This is a genomic window from Streptomyces sp. NPDC055749 (assembly GCF_053617235.1).
In genome coordinates this window covers 1-23,482 of record NZ_JBSHFH010000033.1, presented here as the reverse complement: position 1 = coordinate 23,482, position 23,482 = coordinate 1, and the positions used below count along the sequence as shown (strand labels likewise).

General features: G+C 70.0%; 23 protein-coding genes and 1 pseudogene. 14 read left to right on the top strand and 10 right to left on the bottom strand.

Features of this window, described 5'->3' with window-relative positions; all coding sequences use genetic code 11:
• Positions 1-9: 9 nt before the first annotated feature.
• The 3 genes from ACWGO0_RS23600 to ACWGO0_RS23590 form a co-directional block, all read right to left on the bottom strand.
• Positions 10-684, bottom strand: coding sequence for a DUF4232 domain-containing protein (locus ACWGO0_RS23600; protein WP_453538355.1), 675 nt, complete (start codon positions 682-684; stop codon positions 10-12).
• 162 nt (positions 685-846) lie between these two features.
• Positions 847-1,851: a MerR family transcriptional regulator gene (locus ACWGO0_RS23595; RefSeq protein WP_453538352.1), complete on the bottom strand. Its 1,005-nt coding sequence runs from the start codon at positions 1,849-1,851 to the stop codon at positions 847-849.
• 3 nt (positions 1,852-1,854) lie between these two features.
• Positions 1,855-2,526, bottom strand: coding sequence for a HEAT repeat domain-containing protein (locus ACWGO0_RS23590; protein WP_453538349.1), 672 nt, complete (start codon positions 2,524-2,526; stop codon positions 1,855-1,857).
• 143 nt (positions 2,527-2,669) lie between these two features.
• On the opposite strand from ACWGO0_RS23590, the gene ACWGO0_RS23585 reads away from it, so the two are divergent.
• The 3 genes from ACWGO0_RS23585 to ACWGO0_RS23575 are packed head-to-tail and all read left to right on the top strand — an operon-like array spanning position 2,670 to position 4,571.
• Positions 2,670-3,455: a DeoR/GlpR family DNA-binding transcription regulator gene (locus ACWGO0_RS23585; RefSeq protein WP_453538346.1), complete on the top strand. Its 786-nt coding sequence runs from the start codon at positions 2,670-2,672 to the stop codon at positions 3,453-3,455.
• A gap of 31 nt (positions 3,456-3,486) precedes the next feature.
• Entirely contained in the window at positions 3,487-3,900 is a 414-nt protein-coding gene (locus ACWGO0_RS23580) for a DUF4406 domain-containing protein (RefSeq protein WP_453538343.1), read from the top strand.
• Entirely contained in the window at positions 3,897-4,571 is a 675-nt protein-coding gene (locus ACWGO0_RS23575) for an NUDIX domain-containing protein (protein ID WP_453538340.1), read from the top strand. The genes ACWGO0_RS23580 and ACWGO0_RS23575 overlap by 4 nt, the downstream gene beginning before the upstream one ends.
• A 65-nt stretch (positions 4,572-4,636) precedes the next feature.
• Here ACWGO0_RS23575 and ACWGO0_RS23570 read toward each other — a convergent pair whose 3' ends face one another.
• Positions 4,637-7,222, bottom strand: a complete 2,586-nt coding sequence (locus ACWGO0_RS23570) for an alpha-N-acetylglucosaminidase (protein WP_453538337.1) — start codon at positions 7,220-7,222, stop codon at positions 4,637-4,639.
• Positions 7,223-7,458: 236 nt separating this feature from the next.
• On the opposite strand from ACWGO0_RS23570, the gene ACWGO0_RS23565 reads away from it, so the two are divergent.
• From ACWGO0_RS23565 to ACWGO0_RS23545, 5 genes are all read left to right on the top strand, one after another.
• Positions 7,459-8,661 carry an ROK family transcriptional regulator gene (locus ACWGO0_RS23565; protein ID WP_453538334.1) on the top strand — a complete coding sequence of 401 codons (1,203 nt, stop codon included), beginning with the start codon at positions 7,459-7,461 and terminating at the stop codon, positions 8,659-8,661.
• A gap of 316 nt (positions 8,662-8,977) precedes the next feature.
• On the top strand, positions 8,978-9,142 hold the full coding sequence (locus ACWGO0_RS23560; RefSeq protein WP_453538331.1) for a hypothetical protein: 165 nt from the start codon (positions 8,978-8,980) through the stop codon (positions 9,140-9,142).
• 100 nt (positions 9,143-9,242) lie between these two features.
• Positions 9,243-9,785 carry an MOSC domain-containing protein gene (locus ACWGO0_RS23555; RefSeq protein WP_453538328.1) on the top strand — a complete coding sequence of 181 codons (543 nt, stop codon included), beginning with the start codon at positions 9,243-9,245 and terminating at the stop codon, positions 9,783-9,785.
• Positions 9,786-10,037: 252 nt separating this feature from the next.
• Positions 10,038-11,441 carry a chloride channel protein gene (locus tag ACWGO0_RS23550; RefSeq protein WP_453538325.1) on the top strand — a complete coding sequence of 468 codons (1,404 nt, stop codon included), beginning with the start codon at positions 10,038-10,040 and terminating at the stop codon, positions 11,439-11,441.
• A gap of 31 nt (positions 11,442-11,472) precedes the next feature.
• On the top strand, positions 11,473-11,802 hold the full coding sequence (locus tag ACWGO0_RS23545; RefSeq protein ID WP_453538323.1) for an NIPSNAP family protein: 330 nt from the start codon (positions 11,473-11,475) through the stop codon (positions 11,800-11,802).
• A gap of 33 nt (positions 11,803-11,835) precedes the next feature.
• On the opposite strand, the pseudogene ACWGO0_RS23540 reads toward ACWGO0_RS23545, so the two are convergent.
• The 6 genes and pseudogenes from ACWGO0_RS23540 to ACWGO0_RS23515 all read right to left on the bottom strand — a co-directional run bounded on the left by ACWGO0_RS23540 (position 11,836) and on the right by ACWGO0_RS23515 (position 17,566).
• Positions 11,836-13,751, bottom strand: a pseudogene (locus ACWGO0_RS23540) (fibronectin type III domain-containing protein).
• A 48-nt stretch (positions 13,752-13,799) separates the two neighbouring features.
• Positions 13,800-14,684, bottom strand: coding sequence for a DUF3626 domain-containing protein (locus ACWGO0_RS23535; protein ID WP_453538320.1), 885 nt, complete (start codon positions 14,682-14,684; stop codon positions 13,800-13,802).
• Positions 14,685-14,798: 114 nt separating this feature from the next.
• Positions 14,799-15,320 carry an N-acetyltransferase family protein gene (locus tag ACWGO0_RS23530; protein WP_453538317.1) on the bottom strand — a complete coding sequence of 174 codons (522 nt, stop codon included), beginning with the start codon at positions 15,318-15,320 and terminating at the stop codon, positions 14,799-14,801.
• Entirely contained in the window at positions 15,320-15,853 is a 534-nt protein-coding gene (locus tag ACWGO0_RS23525; protein ID WP_453538314.1) for a hypothetical protein, read from the bottom strand. Before ACWGO0_RS23525 ends, ACWGO0_RS23530 begins: the two co-directional genes overlap by 1 nt.
• Before the next feature lie 70 nt (positions 15,854-15,923).
• Positions 15,924-16,556: a DinB family protein gene (locus ACWGO0_RS23520; RefSeq protein WP_453538311.1), complete on the bottom strand. Its 633-nt coding sequence runs from the start codon at positions 16,554-16,556 to the stop codon at positions 15,924-15,926.
• A gap of 137 nt (positions 16,557-16,693) precedes the next feature.
• Positions 16,694-17,566, bottom strand: coding sequence for a hypothetical protein (locus ACWGO0_RS23515; protein WP_453538308.1), 873 nt, complete (start codon positions 17,564-17,566; stop codon positions 16,694-16,696).
• A 201-nt stretch (positions 17,567-17,767) separates the two neighbouring features.
• Between ACWGO0_RS23515 and ACWGO0_RS23510 the strand changes: the two genes are divergently transcribed.
• The 6 genes from ACWGO0_RS23510 (at position 17,768) to ACWGO0_RS23485 (ending at position 23,425) form a co-directional block, all read left to right on the top strand.
• On the top strand, positions 17,768-18,016 hold the full coding sequence (locus ACWGO0_RS23510; protein ID WP_453538306.1) for a hypothetical protein: 249 nt from the start codon (positions 17,768-17,770) through the stop codon (positions 18,014-18,016).
• A gap of 299 nt (positions 18,017-18,315) precedes the next feature.
• A complete protein-coding gene (locus ACWGO0_RS23505; protein ID WP_453538303.1) occupies positions 18,316-19,401 on the top strand; it encodes a sensor histidine kinase in 1,086 nt (361 codons plus the stop codon).
• Entirely contained in the window at positions 19,398-20,051 is a 654-nt protein-coding gene (locus ACWGO0_RS23500; RefSeq protein ID WP_453538300.1) for a response regulator, read from the top strand. Before ACWGO0_RS23505 ends, ACWGO0_RS23500 begins: the two co-directional genes overlap by 4 nt.
• A 370-nt stretch (positions 20,052-20,421) precedes the next feature.
• Entirely contained in the window at positions 20,422-21,939 is a 1,518-nt protein-coding gene (locus ACWGO0_RS23495) for a hypothetical protein (protein WP_453538297.1), read from the top strand.
• A 197-nt stretch (positions 21,940-22,136) separates the two neighbouring features.
• Positions 22,137-23,117 (top strand): alpha/beta fold hydrolase, encoded by a 981-nt coding sequence (locus ACWGO0_RS23490; protein ID WP_453538294.1) that lies wholly within the window; start codon positions 22,137-22,139, stop codon positions 23,115-23,117.
• Positions 23,118-23,254: 137 nt separating this feature from the next.
• A complete protein-coding gene (locus ACWGO0_RS23485) occupies positions 23,255-23,425 on the top strand; it encodes a hydrophobic protein (protein ID WP_453538527.1) in 171 nt (56 codons plus the stop codon).
• The last annotated feature ends 57 nt before the right edge of the window (positions 23,426-23,482 follow it).

The window sequence follows — 23,482 nt, the reverse complement described above, 5'->3', positions numbered from 1 at the left end:
CGAGGTCCGTCACCTCGACATGATGAAGTCCAAGGCGCTGCCCGAAGCCGTCGTCCAGTAGGTGACGAGCTGGCCGTCGTCCGCGTACAACGCGTCGACGGGCATGGGGACGTCCACCGGTTCGCCCGCCTCGCTGCCGAGCTTGCTGTCATGGAGGGTGAGGGTGATGCTCTTCGCCTCGTACTCGTCCCTGGCGCCTCCGGCGACGAGCAGAGCGGCGTGCGCCTCCTCACCCGGAGCGATGGTGACGGGCTTCCCCGGGTCCGATTCGCTGTCCTTGATCACAGGGGTCGGGCCCTGCGGGTCGCCGATCTCGATGTACGGATAGTGGTAGACGTGGCACTTCTTGTCGCCGGCGTTCTGGACGGTGATGAGGAGGTGCCTGTTGTCATCATTGTCCGTGGGCTCCACCACGGCGGAGACCGCGAGTTCGTCCATGGTGCAGGCGGCGATGGTGTCACTGCTGCCGTTCTCGTCGCCGTTGTCGTCGCTTCCGCCGGTGTCGCCCGGCTTCGCCGAGGCCGTCGCGCTCGGCGCGCCCGAGGGCTTGGTGTCGTCCGAGCCATCGGCCGCGCTTGGCTCGCACGCAGTGGACGCGAGCAGCGCGGCGACCGCCGCGGCCCCGAGGGCGTAGGACTTCCAGTCCCTGGGGCTCCTGTGGTTCTTGCGGGCTGCAGAGTTCATTGTGTTCCCCCGTTGTCGGCCGCACGCGTCCGCTCGCGACTCTCGATTGCGAGCAGAGTCTGCACCAGGGATTGCCCTCAACGCGTTTGCGTCGTATGTCTGTTACGGATCACGTACAGGGAGGGGGCGGTTCCGCTACCGGCGGGGGAAGAGCCCGATCCGTCACCGTGGGGCGCGCAGTTGAAGAAGGTACGCCGCAGTGAGGGCAACGGCACGGTCCGCGTCATGTGACAGCTCCACGAGGGCATGTGACGCTCCCACCCCCGGGATGCCCGCCAGTGACTGGGTCAGCCGTCCGCGTGCAGGCGCTTGAGTTGTGTCGTGGGCGAGGCGGTCGACGAGCCTGGTCGCGATCTGATCCGCCGTCTCGGTGTCGCTCGCCAGCACGCTCAGTGCATCCGCTGCATCGGTGTCGTTCCTTCCCTCCACGATCATGTCGATGAGCGTAGGAACCGCATCGGCCGCACCACGTGACCCGAGCGCCAAAGCCGCGTACCCGCGCACTACGACGTCGGGGTTCGCGAGAGCGTCCCGCAGGTGCCCGGTTGCCTCATCGCCGGGCATCTCGGTGAGCGCTTGAACCGCACGTTCCCGCACTGCGGCCACCTGCGAGCCGAGGCCCTCCGCCAGCAGTGCCGGGCCGCCGTCGCCGGATCGGGCCAGCGCCCAGCGAAGGGCCCCGGCCACGTTCGGCTCCGTCTCGCTCAGCGCCGCCTCGACCAGGGCCTCCACCGGCACCGGAACCTCGTCGCCCGAGGAAAGGGCCGCGCGCTGGCGGGTGTCGGCGCTCTTCGACCCCAACGCCTGGAGAAGCGCCACGACTTGGAGGACGTCATCCCAGCCGGCGGGGTCCGCGGCATCGATCCGGCGCAGCCGGGTGAGCAGCTCGGTCTCCGCCGCGATGCGTTCGCGCGTCTGGCGGATGAGGTCGCCGACGAGCGCCGCAGGCGTGAAGCCGGAATCGTCGAGCGCGCGTCCGATCTCACGCAGCGACAGACCCAGCGACCGCAGGCTCTCGATATGGAAGATCCGCCGGATGTCCTCCCCGGAATACTCCCGATAACCGGAGCCCGTACGACCCGAAGGACGCACCAGACCGAGCGACTCGTAATGCCGGAGCATGCGGGCGCTGACCCCGGACCGCCGCGCCACCTCACCGATCAACACGTCCTAGTGTCCCTCCTGGCCGGACCCGCCGAGGGCCACGACGCGCTTCGCCTCCTCGATCGCGAACTCGAATCCGGCGTCCGGGTCGCGCAGCAGCCGTTGTGTGGCGAGCGCGTGCGAGCGCATGCGCGGGTCGGGCGCCGTCGTCGCAGCAAGCAGAGCCGGCACGATCACCTCACCCAGCTCGACCAGTGCCCGGCTGAGACTCAGCTGAGTCTCCCGTCCACCGCGCCCGAGCTGCGTCGCCAACACCGTGGCCAGCACGGACTCCTCGCCTTCCGGTACGAGGACCACCGCGGCCCGCCAGGCGCTCCGCGCCACCTCGTCGTCGGCGTCGGCCAGGAGCGTACGTGTGATGGCCGGCCACGCCTGACAGTCCCCGATCTTGGACAGCGTGTGCAGCGCCTGGCTCCTCGCCTGCGCATGCTCCGAGCGGACTTCGCGAAGGAGCCCGGGAAGCGTCATGGACTTCGGGTGGCGGGTGAGCGCCCAGGTCAGCATGTCGCGGACGAAGAACTCGGGCTCGATCGAGCATCGCTCGATGAGCTTGTCGACGAGGCGCGGGTCGGGCGCCGTGCCGACCGCCAGGGCGGCCCGTAGCCGCACGGACGAACGGCCGTGCTCCAGCCCCTGGATCCCTCGCGCCACATCCGTGTCCTGTCTTGTGATCGTCATCGAGACCACCTCCTCGGCAAGCAGTGAAGGCCCTGCCACCGTGTCAAGGTCAAGCAGGACCCACCGCGCGGGCAGCCGGTCACGTACCCAGTCACTCGAACTCTGTCGTGTGCATTTGAACAATGACATGGTAGAAATGAGCCATGAGTGTTGCTGACCGTCTCGACCTGACCTTGCGGCTGGTGCAGGGCTCCGACCGGGTCTCCGTCGCGGAACTCGCCCAACGCCTGGGCGTTTCCGAGATGACCGTGCGCAGAGACCTCGACGCTCTGGAACGCAAGGACCTGGTCCGCAGAGTGCACGGCGGAGCGGTCGCCACCCGGACCCGCGCCGAGGACGCGGGGTTCTCGGCGCGCGAACCCTGGCAGGCTGCGACGAAGGGCCGCCTGGGCGCACGTGTGGCCGCGATGGTGGAGCCGGGGTCCCGCGTGCTGCTCGACGCGGGGACCACCACCGTGTACGTCGCGGAGCACCTCGCCGCCAGGGCGCCCCTGACCGTGGCGGTGCTCAGCCTCCAGGCGGCGGTCCGCCTGGCCGACCGTCCCGGGATCGAGCTGATCGTCGTCGGCGGACGCTCCCGCGCGGGGGAGCGTTCCCTGGTCGGCCCGCTGGCTCTCCGCACCCTGGAATCGCTCGCCTTCGATTGCTTCGTCATGTCCATCGGGGGTGTCCACGCCGAGCACGGCTGGTCGGAGTTCTCCCTCGACGACGCCGCGGTCAAGCAGGCCGGTCTCGCGCAGGCGGCCCGCACGGTCGCGGTGGCCGACGCCACCAAGCTCGGCGTCCGGGCGTTCAGTCAGGTCGCTCCCCTCGGTGCGGTCGACAGCCTGGTCACCGACGCCGCCGCCGAGGACTCCGAAACCCATCCGAACGGTCCGCACACGCTGAAGGCCCTGCGCGAAGCGGGCGTTCCCGTCGTGCTGGCCTGAGCCCCGTATCCACCGACACCGAGGTGACGCCATGAACGCAGTCCCCAGCACTGCTCCCAGCACGGCCCCCGGCCCGGCCGACCGCCCGCAGATGATCCTCGTCGCCGGCCCCTACCGCTCGGGCACCGGAGACGACCCCGCCGCACTCGACGAGAACGTACGGGCCATGACCCAGGCCGCACTGACGCTGTTCCGGGCCGGACATCTGGGCGTCACAGGTGAGGCGCTCGCCCTTCCGCTCCTGGACGTGGCGGGAAGCGAGCGGCCGGGCGACGCGCTGTTCGACGAGATCTTCCACCCGGTGGCCGAGCAACTGCTCTCGCGCTGCGACGCCGTGCTGCGCATCCCGGGCGCATCCGAGGGCGCCGACCGCATGGTGGCGAAGGCCCGCGCCGAGGGCAAGAACGTCTACATCGGCCTCGACGACGTCCCGGCCGCCCGTTGACCGCCCGCATCGGCACCCCCGGCATCGACACCCCCGACCGCCGCGGACGCACCGGCCTGGACCGCCACGGCCTCGACCTGACAGGAAACCCGCGCGTGCGGGTCCGCGAGGTGGAGGTTCTCTCCTGCGACTGGTACGTGCTGCGCAGAACGACCTTCGACTACCAGCACGGTGACGGCCACTGGAGCCGCGAACAGCGCGAGACGTACGACCGGGGCGACGGCGCCACGATCCTCCTCTACGACCCCGAGCGCCGCACCGTCCTCCTGACACGGCAGTTCCGCCTCCCGGCCTACGTCAACGGCCACCCCGACGGCATGCTCATCGAAACGGCCGCCGGACTGCTGGACGGCGACAGCCCCGAAGAAGCCATCCGCAGAGAGGCGGCCGAGGAGACCGGATACACCCTGGGCGCGGCCGAGCACGTCTTCGACGTCTATATGAGTCCGGGATCGGTCACCGAGCGCGTGCACTTCTTCGCCGCCCCCTACAGCTCGGAGACCACCACTGCCGGCGGCGGAGGGATCGCCGCCGAGGGCGAGGACATCACCACTGTGGAGCTGCCCTTCCCCCGGGCGCTGGCGATGATCCGGGAGGGCGAGATCGCCGATGCCAAAACCATCATGCTGCTCCAATGGGCCGCTCTGGACGGCCCGTTCGCGCACGCATGAAGGGGGATGGGTGAAGGCCGCCGCCCTCAGCGGGCGGCGGCCACCGGATTCCGTGTCGGCCGTACTCAGCCGGGAAGGTTCCACCGCTGCTCGGCGGCTGCCGTGCAGGCACGGATCAGCAGCTCCGCGCCGCCGTTCTCCGCATGCAGGCACAACCCGGACTTGACGTTCTGCAGCGTGCGGTCGGACCGGTGCGTCCAGGACTGGGCCGGGGTCCCGTTGCACTGGTAGAGCTGGACGACCGTGCCATCGGCGGTGGAGCCGTTACGGACGTCCATGCACTTTCCGTACGCCATCACGGTGCCGTCGCCGGGCACGGTCCAGGTCTGCCCGGGTGTGCCGTCACAGGTGGCGAGCCGAAGCGCTGTGCCGTCGGCGGAGCTGCCGCCCGAGACATCCACGCACTTGCCGTCCGTCCCGGTGACGGGACCCGGAACGGCCGGTGCGGGAAGCGACGTACGTACGGTGTCGGCGAGCGCGACCGGGTCGCCCGTGGGCTTCACCGGGTAGTCCGTGCGCTCCAGGTTCCACGCGTTGTCCCTCGCGAACCAGTCGATGGCGACCGGGGCCCGGCCCGTGACCAGCGCCGTGTCGAGCGAGTCCAGATACGCCGTCCAGCGCTCGGCGTAGAAGCCGGAGACCAGACCGGACCATTCACGGTTGGCGTAGTCGCGCAGTCCGCCGGACTCGCTGCCGGAGCGATGCCCCCACGTGGTGAGGATCGAGCGTGCGTCGAACTCGGCCGCCGCCCGCTCCGCGTCGGTGCTGCCCCAGGACTTGGCGTCCTTGAGCCAGGGCCCCAGCATGAACCGGCTGTCGGTGGCGAGCAGCCGGTCGAGCAGGGCGAGGTCCTGCTTCCACTCGGTGGCGTGCTGCCGGTAGAGCGTGAGGTTCTTCGCCTCGTACGCCGCCTTGATCTGCGGAAGCAGGGTCCGGCTGCGGTTGGCCAGAGCCTGGCGGGCCACGTCCACCAGGTCGAAGCGGTAGGCGTCGGAGGTCCGAAGCGCCGGGGCCACCTGAAGCAGTTCGTCCAGTGCCTTCTGCACCGTCCAGGCGTCGTAGCGCATGGCGGCGGGGCTCCAGCTGGCCGCCGTGGTGGCCGTCAGCCGGGGGCGGGCGGTGAACAGGCTGTCCTGGGACTCGCTCCAACTGCCGGAGCGGGTGCTGTAAGGGCCGGTCCGCAGCAGCTCCCAGGCCTTGGCGGCATGCGGGTCGGCGCCGCCGTACCGCCGCTCGGCGTAGTCGGCGAACCATGCCTTCTGGTCCAAGGTGCCCGTACGCCAAGCGAGTTCGGTGAACAGCTCGTAGGCGACCGGGTTGCCGCCGGTGCCTTCCGGCAGGTAGGCGATGCCTCGCAACGCGCTGTTCGGCTTGGTGCGCCACTCCTCGAACCGCGTGGCCCAGACAGCGGTATTGGCCCCCATCGTGGTGTGGCCGCCGAAGTTGGGGATCGTCCCGAACGCGTAGGGCGCGCCGTGCCAGGCGGTTTCGCGGTCCAGGCCGTTGTAGCGGTCGGCCAGGCCGTCGACGATGAACAGCTTGCTCTTGTCGACGGCGTCGATGATCTGCGTGGAGGGGTTGCTCTGCCAGCCGAGCAGGACCCACGTAGCGCCTGGGTGTGCGGTCTGCAGTGCGTTCATGACCGCCTTGGCGGCGTCGCCGATGGGCACGTCGCCGGGCCTGCCGCCCTCGTGGAGCAGATCCATCTTGTACATGGAGGAGCCACCGAACCGCGCCGCCTGGTGGCGGTAGAACGACGCGGCCACCTTCGGGTACATCGCGCTGCGCGGGTCCAGCCAGTCCGGCCGGTCGAAACCGACCCAGCCGCCCTGCGGGACGACGGGACCCGTGGGGTTCCTGTCCGTGAATCCGGGCGGGACCGTGCCGTAGTAGCCGGGCAGGACCGGTGTCATTCCGAGCTGGCGCAGCCGGTCGGCGATCTTGCGCCCCAGGTCCGCGCGCTGTTCGAGCAGCCTCTCGGTGACGGGGCCGCCGAAACCGGACATGTTCTGCATCAGCCACCACGGCTGGTGCGCGGGGCCCGGAATCCAGGACCTGAGCTCCGACTTCGAGTAGCCGAACTCCTGGAAGGTGTCGTAGTAGACGGCGTCCGCGCCCATCTGTACGAAGACCTCGTTGACGCCGTGCAGGGCGAGGAGGTCGATCTGCTTCTCGAACGAGGCCCAGTTCCGGTACGCGCCGGAGTAACCGTCGTCGGTGTCGTTGAGAGCGAACCGGTGCGGCACCGAGGCGTCCTTGCGGACGGTGCCCGCAGGCGCGGGCAGCCTGGACGGCAGCTTCGACGTGCTGGTTCCCGGCCAGCCGACGTCCACCTTGGCCGAGTACTTGAGGTACCAGTTGACGCCGCTGAGCAGCACGGCCGGGCTGGTGCCCTGGATCCGTACGCGCCCGGCGGTCCCGGAGACCGTGAAGTAGTCACCGGCTTCCGGGCGGCCCACGGGCACGAGGTCGAACTGGGACACGTGCCGCGGAAGCAGCCGGCCCAGTGCAGCCTCGGCGGGGCCGACGGCGAACGCGGGTCTGTCGAGGGGTGTGTCCGCCGCGGGTGCGGACGGAGCGCTGAGGACTGTGGCGAGCACGGCGAGAGCGGTGGCCGTGCAGGCGGCGGCCCAGGATCTGAGGCTTCTCAAGGGGGACCTCGTCCGGTGAAGTAAGGGGAGACGTAATGGAGTTGGTGCGGGGGCGTGGGGGAGTTAGTAACGGAGCATTCGTTAATATGGGTACGGTGCCCGGTCGTCGTCAAGAGGACGCGCAGCCTTCGCTCCGGATGCGCTGGGTACAGTGCCGACAGCACGTACGGGCCAGGGAGTTGACGCGCATGCCAGTCGGGAGAACAGCGGCCACGGGTCCGCATGTCCTTCGCCGGATGAACGTCGCCGCGGTCCTGGCCGCGCTCCGTGAGGGCGACGCCCCCACCGCCCGGGTCACCGACCTCGCCTCGCGCACCGGACTGTCGCGGCCCGCGGTCACGAGGGCCCTGACGGAACTGCGGGACTGCGGACTGGTCGAGTTCACCGCGTCCGCCGGAACCCAGCAGCTCGGCCGCCCCGCCCAGTACGCCAGATTCCGTGCGGAGGCGGGACATGTGGCCGGCGTCGACATCGGACCCCACAAGGTCCTGGTGATGATCGCGGACCTGGCGGGGACGGTCCTGGCCTGCCACCGTGAGGCGGTGCACGAAGGCTCGGCGGGCCCCCAGCTCTTCGCCACGGTCCGGACGGCGCTGACGGCTGCGGCGGCCGAGGCGGGGGTGCCGCTGTCCGGTCTGTGGGCGGTCAGCACCGGCACGCCCGGCATCGTCGACCGGGAGCGCGGCGAGGTCCTGCTCGCCCCCAGCATCCCCGACTGGGCCGGTCTCCCGGCCGTGTCCATGCTGCGCGACTGGCTCCACTGCCCGGTGTCCATCGACAACGACGTCAATCTCGCGGTGCTCGCGGAGCGCTGGCGCGGGGCCGCGGCCGACACGGGACCCGACGCCGACGCCGACGGCGGTACCGGCAGTGACTGCCTTGTGTTCGTCCAGTGGGGTACGCGGATCGGCACCGGCATCGTCATCAACGGCAGGCCCTACCGGGGGAATTCGGCCGCCGCCGGTGAACTGGGCTTCATCGACCTCGTACGCGGGCCCGACTCCCCGCCCGGCCCCCGGGCCGCCGACGGGATGGGCCCCTTCGAGCAGCTCGTCGGCGCCGAGGCCATTCACCGGCTGGCAGTGGAGGCGGGCGCTCCGGTTGGTGACGACCACGACATCGCTCCGCTCTTCGCCGCTGCGGAGGCCGGCGACCGGGCCGCCGTCGAGGTGGTCGACCGTGTGGCCGCCCGGTTCGCCCGCGGGCTCGCGGCACTCCTCCTCGTACTCGACCCCGGCCGGGTCGTCATCGGCGGCGGGGTGTCGCGAGCCGGGGACACGCTCCTCGAACCCGTACGGAAGCACCTGCGGGCGCACGCCCTGATACCCGTCGAGCTCAACGCGTCGATGCTCGGTGAACGGGCGGTCGCGCTGGGCGCGGTGCGCCACGCGCTGGACGTCGCCGAGGAGCGGGTGACGGCCGCGCAGGTGTGCCGCTGAGGGCGGGCCTGCCCGCCTCCCGGACGCTCTGACATGCTCGTTCGCGGCAGGTACTCGGACCCCTGCTTCGCGAGGCCGCCACCAGCTGAGATCCCCTCCATACACATCGAATCCGAAGGATCCGGGGCACTGGAGCCCGCCCCTCGCCGTGGTGGCCTGGCTGTCCGGTCGATGCGGGGGTTAGAGTCTGCAGGCGCGGCAGGTTTCCGATCACTGGGACTGCCGCCGCACCGGCGCCGGATCCTCGTCGCCTGACCAGTCCTGCAATCTGCTCGGACTGTGTCCCTCACCGCTAACGCCATGTACTGGAGACTCGATGTCTTATGCCTCGCCCCGTCAGGCGCAGCGCCGCGTGGACGACAGTCCTGCCGACACGCAGTCGCACGCCGGCCCCGGCCTCGACGGGGGGCAGCCCAAGCCGCAGTACGCGGGACTGTTCGTGGAGCCGAACCTCCCGCCCGTCACCGACGAGCCCGAGTGACCGCGCCCGGGGCCGGTGTACGGCCCCGGGGGATCACGCCGGAAGCCAGGCTCTGGGCGGATCAGCCTGACGTGTGAAGTGGGAAGAGGGGGATCCGCGGATGAGCGGGGCAGTGGCGGCAGTCAGCAGCAACGGTGAGTACTCGTTCACCAAGCCGAACCGGGACAGCATCACCCTGCTGGCCGGACTCGGGGTGGAGGGCGACATCCACGCGGGTGTGACGGTCAAGCACCGCTCGCGCGTCGCGCAGGACCCCACCCAGCCGAACCTGCGCCAGGTCCACCTCATCCACGAGGAACTCTTCACCGAGCTCCGCGCGTCCGGCTTCTCGGTCGCGCCCGGCGAGCTCGGCGAGAACGTCACCACCCAGGGCCTCGATCTCCTCGGGCTGCCTGTCGGGACACGGCTGTGCATCGGCGACGACGCGATCCTGGAAGTCACCGGTCTCCGTAACCCGTGTCTGCAGATCGACATCTTCCAGGACGGTCTGCTGAAGCAGGTCGTGGGCCGGGACGCGGCGGGGAGCCTCGTACGGAAGGCCGGAATCATGAGCGTCGTGCTGGAGGGCGGAGTGGTCCGCCCCGGCGACACCATCAAGGTGGAGCTCCCGGCCGAGCCGCACCGGCCGCTCGAGCGGGTCTGACAGCCGCTTCACGCACGGGCCATGACGTGACATCAGTGGCGCGGTCCTCGCCTCCTGTCGCGACGGCATCCCGAGGGGTGAGCGCCAATCGTGTGGCGTGCGCGCCGCGCTCCTGATCGCGCGCCGCCGGCGGCGTCATCCCGTGTCACTTTGGATGATGCAGAAGAACAGGGTTTCCGCCGCCGCGCGCCCGACCACGGCTGACGTCGCACCGTCCCGGTCCCGGTCCGGATCCCGGGGCGGGGACCCGTCATGACGGAGCCGAACCCTGGTCCCGGCCACGATCCCGGCCCCGGCCCCGGCCCCGGCAGTGGAGCATCCGTCGGCGGGAAGCAGCCGGAGGAGGCCGACCGGCTGCGTGACATCCTCCGGGCACCCGGCTACCTCAAGGTCCTCGTCTTCTCGGCCCTTCTCGGCATCCCGGTGTCCTTGGCCGCCTTCTGGTTCCTCGTCGGACTGCACGAGCTGGAACACGTCCTGTGGGCGGACCTTCCCCACGACCTGGGCTGGGACACCCCGCCCTGGTGGTGGCCCTTCCCCCTGCTCCTGGTCGCCGGAATCCTCGTCGGCCTGGTCGCCACCCACCTGCCCGGCGCGGGCGGCCACGTCCCCGCCTCGGGGCTGCACACCGGCGGTGCCTCGCCGGCAGGACTGCCCGGCGTGATGATCGCCGCTGCGGCGAGCCTGCCGTTCGGGGCGGTTCTGGGCCCGGAGGCACCCCTGATCGCCCTGGGCGGCGGTCTGGCTCTCCTCTTCCGCGACCTCGCACGGGCCCCGGCCACCCCGCAGAGCACGGCACTCCTGGGCGCGGCCGGAGCCGCAGCCGCCATAGCGGCCATCTTCGGCAACCCCCTGATCGCGGCCGTGCTCCTGATCGAGGTGGCGGGGGTGGGCGGTCCCCAGCTCTTCGCGGTCATGCTGCCCGCCCTGCTCTCCAGCGGAGTCGGGGCGCTGGTCTTCACCGGATTCGGACGCTGGACCGGGCTGGAAACGGGCAGCCTCGGAGTCGGCCTGCCCGGTCCCTTCCCGCGCGTGGACGCCGCGGACGTGCTCTGGGGGGTACTCATCGCCGTCGCTCTCGCCGTATTCCTGCAGCGCGTACTGGCTGCGGGCTGGTGGGTGGCGGCGTTCGTCGCGTCCCGCGTACTCCCGCGTACCGTCCTCTGCGCTCTGGGGGCCGCCGCCTGCGCCGCCCTCTACGCGCTGGCCACGGACCGCTCACCCGCGGAAGTCACACTGTCGGGTCAGGCGCTACTGGGCGAACTGGCCACCGACCCGCACGCCTGGGGTGTGGGCGCGCTGCTCGCCGTCCTGCTGTTCAAAGGCGTCGCCTACGCCCTGTGCCTGGGCAGCCTGCGCGGCGGGCCGGTCTTCCCCGCGCTCTTCCTGGGAGCCGCCGCAGGGGTCCTCCTCGCACCACTGCCCGGCCTGGGAGTCGTACCGGCCATGGCGGCGGGCATGGCGGCAGCCGCTGCCGGCGCTCTTCGTCTGCCGGTCAGCAGTGTGGTCCTCGTGGCATTGCTGCTGGGAAGCGCCGACATGATGCCCGTCGTGATCCTCGCGGCGGTGGTCGCCTTCGTGACCACCGAACTACTGCCGTCGGGCGACGGGAAGGCACCCGCTCCCAGTGCGGCCGAAGCGCACGGTACGGCGTGACGACCTCACTCTTCGGGCATCATGCCGTCACATGATCACTATTCACCTGAAGTACGAGATCGACCCCGACCGCATCGAGGACTTCGAGGAGTACGGACGCCGTTGGGTCACCCTGGTCAACCGGTTCGGCGGCATCCACCACGGCTACTTCCTGCCCAGCGAGGGCGACAGCGACATCGCGTACGCGCTCTTCTCGTTCCCCGGCTTCGCGGAGTACGAGAAGTACCGGAAGGACAGCGTCACCGACCCCGAGTGCCAGGCCGCGTTCGAGCTGGCGCGCCGGACGCAGTGCATCCGGCGCTACGAGCGTCGCTTCCTGCGGCCCCTCGACCAGGGGGACGCGGACTCCGCCTCCCACTGAGCCGCCCGGGAGTCACCTTCCGCGCGGACGCGGTCAGTGAGTCACAGCGACAGCCTGACTCGCGCCCGACTCGGTGCCGTCCGCGTAGCGGACCGTAACCCGGTAGTAGACCGTCGTGGCGGCCGGCAGAGCGCTGTCCACCCAGAACCCGGTGCTGGAATTGTCCTCGGGCTCGGTTCCGACCAGGTCGAACGCCTCGGTCTGGCGGTTCCAGCGGTAGACGGCGAAGCCGGCGACCGGACTGCCGTTCTCGTTCACGTCGCCGGCCCGGGCCCAGCTGAGCCAGCCGCTCTGGTTCACGCCGAGGTAGGCGAGGGGGGCTCCGGACGCGGCCGGGGCGGCCGAGGTTGTCGGGCGGAGGTCCAGCTCGGTGACCGCGGTGACGGTCGCACCGGCGTCCGGCGTGAGCTGGTTCCCGTACTGGTCGACAGCCACGACGCCGTAGCGCACCTCCTGCCCGTCGGCGGGCACGAAGTCGTGGAACGTCGTCGCGGTGATCTCCCACGGCCGGAAGTCCGAGGGGTGCGGCACCGGCGTGTAGGTCCACCGCCCGTCGACGAGGGTTCCGCGCAGCAGGCGGTAGTGGTCGAGACCGGGATCGCTGCTCGCGTCCCAGGAGAACGTGACGCCGTTCTCCTTCGGGACCGCGGTCACGCCGGTGACCGCCGCGGGCGCGGTCGTGTTGCCGACGACGGCGACGGCGAGCTCCTGGGACGCAGGGCCCCCGTTCCCCTCACGGTCGAGGGCGACCACCGCGTAGTAGTACGTGACGCCGGGCGGCGGGGCCGCGTCGGTGAAGGTGGTGCCCTTCACACCCTTGCCGACCTCTTCGATCGTCCGCCCGGGGGTGGTGCGGGGCTGACGCGAGCGGAAGACCGAGTAGCCCACGAAGTCTTCGCTGGTCCGCTCGGAGGCGTCCCAGGCCATCGTGACGCCCGCCTCGCTCTCCGCGGCTCGCGCGTTGAGCGCTGTGTCCACCGGGCCCGTCAGGTCGCGGCTGTAGTACACAGCCGTGCCCGATGCCGGGGACTCGTTGCCGTGCGTGTCCACCGCGGTGACGACGTAGTAATAGGTCTGCCCCGTCTGGGGGATGGGCCCGCTGTATCCGCCGGGCGACAAGGTGTCGCCGGTCAGCCGGTTCTCCGGGATGAGGGCGACCTGTGAGGACGTGGAGCGGTACACCCGGTAGCCGGCGAGGTCGGCCTCCGTATTGCTGTCCCAGTAGAGCCTGATGCTGGTCGGGTACCCCATGGCCCAGTTGTCCTCGACGCTCTTCGGGGCGGCGGGAGCGGTCCGGTCCAGGGTGGTGACGCCGAGGTCGGCGGTGCCGGAGGAGACGTTGCCGGCCTTGTCGAAGGCGCGGACCTCGTAGTAGTAGAACCTGCCGTCCTTCGGGACTGCCGTGTCGGTGTACGAGGCCGCTGTCGTCGTCGCGAGCGGCTTCGCCGGGTAGGTGGTGCCCTTGAGACGCCGGTACACCTGGTACCCGGCGAGGTCCATCTCGACGTTCTTCGCCCAGGCGACCTTCGTGGACGCGGTCGTCGAGCTGTAGGTGACGGTGGTCCCGGCCGGGACGAGTGGTTTGACCTTGTCGATCGTCGCCGAAGTGCGCGGAGCGTAGGCGAACTTGACGTCGGCGGCGCCGGTCCAGTTCAGGGCCCGCCCGAGCCGAAGTCGCGGGTCATGGCCCAGCGAACGCCGAAGTAGTTGGCGGGCATGCCCTTGTAACCGGGAGCTCCGGTGCCCCAGTTCTGGTCGATCACGGAGTCGCAGTCCGTGCCCTTGGGCGTACCGGAGAAGGTGGTGTTCGCGTAGAACGTCCGCTTGAAGACCGGCGAAGCGCAGGTCACAGCAGCGGATGCGGGATGGGCCGCGGTCAGCAGGCCGCCCGCAGTGGCGAGAACGACGGCGCAGGCCGTGGCGACCGTCGTACCTCTGGGTCGGTTCATGCGTTCCTTCAGCTTGATCGTTTACGGCGGGAGTGTCACCGCCGACGATCAAGACACATGAGCAGCGGGCTTGGTTGTAGGCCGAGGGGAGAATTCTGGCGGAACCCCGAACCGGGCCAGGCAGTGCCACACCTTCTTGACCGCTTGCGGGTCATGGCGGCCGGTTCGTGCGGCAGCCCCGACGATGCGAGGATCGAGTACGCCGTCCACGGCGATCCGGGTGCCCAGATCCACGTACTCCTGGCCCCGGTAGCCGGGATGAAGACGCAGTTCCTCGACGCCGAGACGCAGACCGGGGTGCCACTCCACGGGGCAGCCGAGGCGCAGGGCCGCAGCCTCGACATCCGTACCCCGGTAGCAGGGGTCCAGAACCAGCGCCTCCACGTCGGTGTCCAGCCGGACCGGTCCGTGCACCTGCGCCTCGATGTAGTCGTCGAGGTCGTCCCGGTCATCGGCCAGGGCCACGTCGATGAGCCCCATACGAGACGCGACACCGAAATCCGAGGGCTCGACGCAACTGTCGGGATAACAGAACGTGGTCCGCGCGATGGTCCGGGCGGTCAGCCGGAAATGGGCCGAGCCGAACCGAGGCGCCGCACCGATCGGCTTGCGGCGGAAGTTCAACGCCCCGTAGACAGGCCGGTCTTGAGCGGGAGCATTGTCGTACACCCCATGGAACATCCGGCTCTCCCAGAGCCACCGGTCACCACCGGGGTGAGCGGTCAGCCCACCGTTGCTGGTGCCCGTGACGAACTGCGAGCGGTAGACGCCGTCCTCGGCCAGAGCGCGCAGAATCGGCTTGCCGTGCAGCAGACGGTCCGGGTGGAAGTTGAGAGTCACCCGCAGCTCCGGGTCCACGGGAGGGCCCGCAGCCAGCGTGGCGACATGACGAAGGGCCCGTATCTGCGGCGACCAGGAGACGTCGGAGCTCATCCACGTAGTCTCTGCTCGGCTCCTGCGGAACTCCAGAAATTTTCTGGAGCTCGCTCGGGCCGCGAAGTGGACTCTCGGACTCGGCTTGCTCTGTCCGACGTCCGCGCAGCGACCTCAGTCGGCGGGCAGGAAGAAGCGCCGCTTCTCCTTCGCCTCGGCGCCCAGCCGCTCGTAGAACCTGATCGCGTCCTCGTTCCACGGTGGGGTCTGCCACTGGATCTGACCGAGCCCCAGCAGGCGCGCCTCGGCTCGCACCGCTTCCATCAGCATCCGGCCGACCCCCAGACCGCGGTGGCCGTCCCGCAGGAACAGGCAGTCCATGTGGAGGTACTCCGCGCCGTCCCAAGTGGACAGCTCGGGTGCGCAGGAGGCGTAGCCGATGATCTCGGCGTCATGCAGTTCCGCCACCTCTGCCACGTCTGCCACCTCTGCCGCTTCCGCCACTTCCGCGACTTCCGCGACGAAGCAGCGCAGGCGCGGGGGCGTGTTGCCGAAGAGCAGCGACTCCAGGCGCAGCGCCAAGTCGGCGGGCGGCGGTGCGGCCTGCTCGAACCGGGCGTGCTCGGCCGCCAGCCGCGCAACGTCGGGGAGGTCGGCAACGCGCGCGTGGCGCACCCGCACGGCAGCGTTGCTCATCAGCGGACCTCGCCTTCCAGCACGTCGCCGCACCATGCCTCGATCCGCGTGCGAGGTGTGCCTTCACCGTCCAGTACGTGGTTGCTGAAGGCGTCCCTCTCATGGGCCAGTACGGCGGCTTCCCACACGCATGGGGCAAGTACCGTTCGACCCGGGCGGAGCTGGCTGACGTCCCCGGCCGGACCGGTGAAGATCGCGAGATCGGACATGTAGCCCTCGATCCACGTGTGCACCAGGACGTAGTCACCGTCTGCACCGGCGTGCAGGACCAGTACGGCGAGACCCAGCGAGCCCCGCAGGTAGGCGGAGGCCAGCTGGTCGGCCGTGAGCCGCAGCGCGGCCTTCACGTCCTCGTCCGTCACATCTCGCCCGGGCGCCTCGATCACGTAGGGCTTCACCCGGTGCCCGGCGATCTCGCAGCTGGGCAGCGGGCGCACGGTGCGGGCGTGATGGCCATCGGCCAGCGCGAGCAACGCGTTCGGATCGAGGGGGGCTTCAGGCCGGCTGAACGGAGCACGCTCAATGTGGGTCACATACGTATGATCTCCGGCCGACGGCCCGACAGCGATGCCGGGCCGTTGTTCGCGTGCCGTCGTTTCCGGGTCAGAGCCCGCGTGCACGGTAGAGATCGCGAATCAGGGCGATCTCGGCCCCGTGGTGCAGGACTTCCTGGTTGACCCACCACACGATGTCGATGAACGGTTCCTCCGCGTCACTGCCATGGGGGTAGGTGCAGTACCCGACGGTGTCGAGCGTGGCGTCGTCCTCGACGCTCAGCAGAGCCTCCCGCCAGGCCGCGGCACCGGCAGCGAAGGCGGCGAGTGCCTCCGTAACATCCCCGCTGATGCGGTAGTCGGTCCGGGTGAGGGCGTGGCCGCCGGCTGTGTGCTCCGCGCGGAGCGTCAGCATCTCGCTGAGGTGACTCAAGCGCCACGCGAGGGTGGTGAAGGGCGGCGGCCAGGGGTGCGGGTACGACGCGGCGTCGCGCCCCCACTCGCCGGCGCCGGCCAGGAGCGTGGCGCGCGGCCCCGGACCGTCCGTGCGTCTCCGTACGGACCAGCAGTCCGGCACCGGCTCCCAGAAGTACTCCTCGTCAGTCATGGGGCCGACCTTGGTTTCCGAACCGTCGCCGCTGTCCATCACCGGTCCGCTCAGGCGGCCGGTCAGGCGCTCGCAGGCGAAGTCGAACTGCTCCAACAACGGGTCCAGGCGGGGCGGTGTCACTGAGGCTCCCATGGCGAGGTGGTAGGAGTGGAGTACGGAGAGGGATGAGCTGACAGCCCGCCAGCCTCGCACAGCGGTCGGCGTCCCGGCCTCCCATTTTCCGGTGCGGGTGCAGGTGCTGGTCCTGGTCCTCTGTTGGGCCTCGCCTCTCAGCCGCGCCACCGGTCGCGCAGCTGCCAGATCAGCCGTTCGGTGAGATGGTGACGCCACAGCCAGATCGGCAGCCGACGGTGCGGTACGTAGGACCACAGGTCGTCGTCGGCCTCGTTGCCCCGGGGCTGGGAGCGCAGGAGTTCCAAGCAGCGGCGATCCACGGTGCGGTGCAGGCGGGCGACATGGGCGAGTGCGACGCGGCCCTGGCGACGCAGCTCGGCGTCCGCCGACTCCAGTGCCTGGGCGACCCTGGGCAGGATCGCGTGCGCCTCGGGATGGTTGAGGGCGAGACCGATCACGGCCACGCCGACCAGATCCTCCCCCCGGTCGAAGGCCGCGTCGACCTCCTCCGGCCGGTCGGTCCCCAACAGCGCCGAACTGTTCAGCCAGTTCATGCCCTGCCCGGAGGCGGCGCGCCCGAGGAGGAACTCGTCCCGCCCGGCGGCCAGCAGGAGCATGTCGTGATGGGCGGAGTCGTACGCGACGTGCTCGGCGTCCTCAAGGTCGGAATCCTCGTCTGCTCCCGCCCCGGCGAGCAGCGGGGAGCGCTCCTCGCCGGGGTGGGAACAGGACCAGCTCAGCGCCAGATGATCCCAGATCCGGTGAGCGCCGTCCTGACCGTCGGCGAGCTGACGGCACAGCACGTCGAGCGCCGGGGCGCCCGGTTCCAGCGCCTCGAACCGGGCGAATGCCCCGGCGTGCTCTCTCAGGTCGCACCTGCGCAGAAAGGCGAGGCGGAGGGCATCCTCGGCGCTCAGCCAGCCGGTCGCGTACCCCCAGCCGAGTTCCTCCGGCTCCAGTGCCACGGCGTACCGGACGAACTCGGCCGGGATGTGGAACGGGGCAGCGTCGGTGTCGGCATGCAGCATGAGCCGAGCGTAGCGAGCGGCGGTCCGTGTCCTGTCTCAACGAACATGGTCGCGTGGTGGTCAGCCAGCCGACCATGCGATGGCAGCGATGGCCCATGGCAGGCTGGGCGCCGTGACTGACTCGATGGCACGCCTGGGACAGCCGGTGACCGTCCTGCGGGACGGCAGACTTCGGGCGACCTTGACGAATACGCAGAGGCCATGGCCGACGGCCAACTGGGCTTTGCCGAGGCCGCGGATGGTCTGATCCGCACCCAACGCTTCCTGGACCGTCGGTTGAACCGCCGACATGAAGTAGAGCGCAGCTGGCCAGACTTCCCGCCCGATGAGGTCAAGGCCATGCTGGCCGTCCACCTTCCTCGCGATTGGACGCTCATGGAGCCGAGTGGGGTCCGCGCGAGACGGAAGCCAAGCCAACCCACGCAGGTCAGCCACCACGCGAACGAATAACTTCGTCGAGCCAGGACACATGCCAGGTGCCGTCGTGGCTCGCGGTATACCCGATCGTGCCGTTGTGAGCCCGGCATTGCGGTATCCCGTAGGCGTACGCCCACGGGCCAATGGCCCGCCAGGACGCCGGCATCTACGATCAGGCCATGCCCGCAACGCCACGTCCACCGCTACCGACGGGTGCACTGCGCGTTGCGGGCGTGGTTCTGACCTGGTGCGGAGCCATTGCGTACCCCTGGATTCTGTACGCAACCATGCGTGACAGTCGGCAAGGCTTCTCCGCCCCCATGCTCCTCCTGGTGACCGTACTCACGGCGTACACCGCGACTCGGCTGCGGCACAGACCGCTGCCCGCCCTGGCGGTGCTGCTGGCCGGTGGTCTGGCCGGGGCTGCGGCGAGGAGCATGACCGAGCTCGGCCTGCTCCAGGTGCTGATCGGCGACCTCGCAGTCGCCTACATCGCGGCCACACGCCCGCGCAGGATCTCGCTCAGCGCCGCCGCCATGGCAATGGGCGCCCAAGCGGTGTTCGCGCTCCACCTCCGGGCGGGGACGGGCCCGCACGTGGAGACCCTGGCATTCCTCGGCTTCGCACTCGCTGCCGCATGGACGGCCGGTGACTCGGCCCGCGAGCGCCGGCAGCACACAGAGGTGCTGCACGCCCAGGCCACCGCGCAGGCCACCACCCAGGCCGTCACCGCGGAACGGCTCCGGATCGCACGTGAGCTGCACGACATGATCGCGCACAGCGTCGGCGTCATCGCCATCCAGGCCGGAGTGGGCAGGCGCGTCATCGATACGCAGCCGGACGAGGCGCGCAACGCGCTCGCCGCCATCGAGGCCACCAGCAAGGAGACGCTGGCCGGTCTGGGGCGAACGCTGGGCGCGCTGCGCCGCGCGGATTCGGGCTCCGCGCCGGGTTCCGCACCGGGCTCCGCATCCGACCTCGCGCCGGGTTCCGCACCGCGCGAGCCGACGCCCGGCCTGGACGCGGACAGCATCGAGCGCCTGACCGAGTCGGCGAGGAGCACCGGCATCCGAGTCGACCTGCGGTGGCGCGGAGAACGGCGCACGCTGCCCGCCGACATCGAACTCGCCGCCTACCGCATCATCCAGGAATCGCTCACCAACGTCGTACGTCACTCCGGCACCACCGACTGCCACGTCACCGTCGACTACCGGCGCGGTGAGCTGTCCGTCGAGGTCTCGGACGACGGGCCCGGCGGCCTCGCGGCGGGCGCCGTCGGCGCCACCGGCTTTGGCATTGTCGGGATGCGTGAGCGAGTCACCCTGCTGCGCGGTCAGTTCACCGCCGAGCCGCGACCCGAAGGCGGCTTCCGTGTGGCGGCGCGGCTTCCCCTGCCCGAAGGAGCCCACCTGCCGTGACGATCCGTGTCGTGCTCGCAGACGATCAGCCGCTGGTACGTTCCGGGCTGCGCGTGCTCATGTCCGACACCGACGACATCCGCGTCGTCGGAGAGGCCGCGACAGGCGCCGAAGCAGTCCAACTCGTCCGGGACACACGCCCCGACGTGGTGCTGATGGACATCCGTATGCCCGGCATGGACGGCATCGAGGCCACCAGGACGATCGCGGCCGACATCACACCGGCACGAGTCCTGATCCTCACCACGTTCGACGACGACTACGTGTACGCGGCCCTGCGCTCCGGTGCGAGCGGATTCCTCGTCAAGAACATGGACCTGGACGACATCCTCGCCGCGGTCCGTGTGGTCGCCGCCGGAGACGCCCTGATCGCTCCGAGTGTCACCCGCCGTCTGATCGAGGAGTTCGCCGCACGACCCGAACCCGCTCCCCGGCCGCGTACGGTCGAGGGCATCACGGATCGGGAGCGCGAGGTGCTGACGCTTATCGGCCGCGGTCTGTCCAACAGCGAGATCTCCGCCCGGCTCTGCATCAGCGTGTCCACGGCAAAGGCCCACGTGGCACGCCTGCTGTCCAAACTCGACGCCCGCGACCGGGTCCATCTCGTCATCCTCGCCTACGAGGCGGGCATGGTGACACCGTCCCGCTGAACGCCGACAGGTGACGCATCATCTATCGCCCTCGCCCTCGCCCTCGCCCTCGTCCGCGGAACGCGATTCAGTGCGGGGCAGCTGAGCCTGCAACTCACGTCGCTCCGAGAGGAGTTACGGGCTATGGCGTCGCTCGACCGCGGACCGGCCCTGGTCGTCGGACACTCGCTCGGTGGATACGCCTATTCTGAACGGCGAGAAGGACTCGCCCGTGCACATTCGCACGCCCGCGTCGAACTCGGTCCGCCGCGAGCACACCGGAATTCGAGCCGCGCCAATGACGTCTGAATTGATGGCGCTCACCCCCCTCGCATCACGTGAACCGGAAATTCACGAGCCGGTCGGCCGGGACCCGGGCAGTATGCCCTCTGTGAATCACGTCCTGTGCGGGCTCGCCGCCAATGAAGCCCTGCCGTCCGAACTGGTCGACCGTCTGATCGCGGTCGCGGATGACGAGGTGGGCCACGTTCTCGCCTACCGTGCGGACCTCAGCCACGCGCAGGCTGTCGCGTTGGCCTCGCGCGTCACGGAGAGTGCTGTGCACCTTGCGTACGAGGGCCACCTGACCGCCGCCGACATCGATCCCGTCGCACAGCCGCTCGCCGCCCTCGCCCTGCTCGATGCCGGTGCCGGTGCCGGCGGCCCGGAATGGGCGCGGCTGCTCGCGGCGGCCCCGGCTCATGAGCACAGGGAGAAGCTGGCGGCCTGCCCGGACCTCCCTGCCGACGTGGTGGAGACTCTCGCCGCGGACGCAGACGTACGAGTCGTCGCGGAACTCGCGTCGTGGACCACGCCGCACATGTCCGCCCGGCTCGCGGAGCATCAGCACGCAGAGGTACGCCGCTCCGTGGCGCTCAACGAGGCGGCGCCCCCGTCCGTGCTGGCGGCGCTGATCACAGGCAAGGGTCTGCCTCCCGCGCAGCGATGCCTGGTCTGCGACCGGGAGGAGACGCCGTACGTACACGGTCCCGAGTGCCCGCGGCTCGACTGCGACCTGATGCCGGGCGCCTCCTGCGACGGCTCCCACGAGTCCACCCTGCACGACATCCACGAGGCCGCACTGCGGAACCCGGCCACGCCCACCGAAGCAGTCATCGGTTTCGCCTACCATCCGTCGATGCTGCTGCGCTGGGCACTCGCCGCGCGAGCCGACCTGCCCCTGGAGGTGTGCCGACGGCTCGCCGCGGATGCCTGCCCCGGTGTCAGGGCCGACGTTGCCAGGAATCCCGCGATCGACGACGCCGTGATCCGTACGCTGGCCGACGACAGTGACCACGAGGTGCGGCGCAGCCTGGCACACAACCCGCACGTCCCGCTCGATGTGCTGACCCACCTGGCCCGCGCCACCAGAATCGGCGCCGCCCTGCTGCCGCGGATCACCGCCGCCACTCCAGCCGAAGTCCAGGAACTGGCCCACTCGCCGAACCCGTCCGCGCGCATGCTGCTCGCCCAGCGACGAGATCTGCCACCCGGGATCCGCGACACGCTGGCCGACGACCCCGACGCGAAAGTGGTGAAGTCCATCGCTCCGCACCCGGGCCTGTCGGACGCCCGGTTGCGCGCCATGGTCGACCGGCATGGAGTCCGGGTCGTCGCCAAGGCAGCGACCAACCCCGACGCGACTCCCGCCCTGCTGGAGGACCTGACCCGGCACATACCCCCGGTGCAGAAGGCGTTCCGCGAGATTGCCCGGCATCGCCGCGCGACGCCCGCGGCGCTGCTGGCGTGCCTGGCAGACGATCAGGCGAGGCCCCTGGCAGCCGGTCATCCAGCGCTTCCGGCGTCGACCATCGTGGAACTGCTTGCCGACACCGACCGTCGAGTGGTGGAAGCCGCGGCTGCCAACACCTCGTTGCCACACACCGTGATCGCGGGCCTGGTGCCGTAACCGCGTCACGAACCGCGTCACGAGAGATGGCGCCCAGTGCCGTTTTGCCGAAGCAGCAACAAAGCTCGCCGCGCCCAGTCATCCCTTGCATGATCAGAGAGCCAGCCTCGGGTACATGGCACCGCAAAATGGCACATGGCACATGGCGCCGGGCCTCGGTACATGGCACACGGCGCATCGAGAGCATCGGAGAACTCATGTCGCAGCAGGCCACAGACACCACTCACCGGTTGATTCCCACGCCGACAGGCCGTATCCACTCGGTGGAGCAGGGCTCCGGGCCACTGGTGCTGCTCGTGCACGGCTTTCCCGAATCCTGGTACTCCTGGCGCCGCCAGCTGCCCGTCCTCGCGGCAGCGGGGTACCGCGCCGTGGCCATCGACGTCCGTGGCTACGGTCGTTCCTCCAAACCCGCCGGCACCGACGCGTACCGAATGCTGGAGCTCGTGGAGGACAACGTCGCAGTAGTGCACGCCCTGGGCGAAGAGTCCGCGGTGATCGTCGGCCACGACTGGGGGGCGACCATCGCCGCCAACTCGGCCCTGGTCAGGCCGGATGTCTTCCGCGCGGTGGGGCTCCTGAGCGTTCCGTACGCCCCGCGCAGTGGGCCGAGGCCCAGTGAGATTTTTGCGCAAATGGGCGGCGACGAGGAGTTCTACGTCTCCTACTTCCAGGAACCAGGACGTGCCGAAGCGGAGATCGAGCCCGACGTACGCGGCTGGCTCGCAGGCTTCTACGCTGCCCTGGACGGCGAAACCATGCCTGGCGCCGACGCATCCGACCCACACTTCGTCGCCCGCGGCGGGACGCTGCGCGACCGCTTCCCCAACGGGCCCCGGCCCGCCTGGCTCGGCGAGAGCGACCTCGATTTCTACGCCGGCGAGTTCGAGAGGACCGGCATGAGCGGGGCGCTGCGCCGCTACCGGAACATGGACCGGGACTGGGAGGACCTCGCCGACTTCGATGGCGCCCCCATCACCCAGCCGTCCCTGTTCATCGGCGGTGGCCTGGACGCCTCCACGACCTGGATGGCCGATGCGATCAAGGCGTACCCCACCACGCTGCCCAGGCTGACGTCTTCTCACATCATCGACGGCTGCGGCCACTGGATCCAGCAGGAGCGCCCTGCCGAGATCAACCAGCACCTGACGGACTGGCTCGCGTCCCTGCCCGCCTGACGCGTCACAGGGGCCGGGGCACGTGTAGCCCGTTGTGCTCCCGCGAGTTCCCCGTCGTTGCGTGAATTCGCAACCCATCAATTCGGGTGCATGATGCGGGATCGGCAGGGCACATGAAGCTCTGGAGGTTGATAAATATGGTCCCCCTGCTTCTCGTGCTTTTGCTCGCTGTGGTTCTCTTCGGTGCCGGTTTTGCGCTGAAGGCTCTGTGGATCGTGGCTGTGATCGTGCTGGCTGTGTGGCTGCTCGGTTTCATCATGCGTTCTGCCGGGGCCGGTGGCCGTCGTGGCCGCTGGTACCGCTGGTAGGCAGCGGAAGCTCCACTCACTTATCCGGGGTGGTCCCCAGCCTTTTTGGCTGGGGAC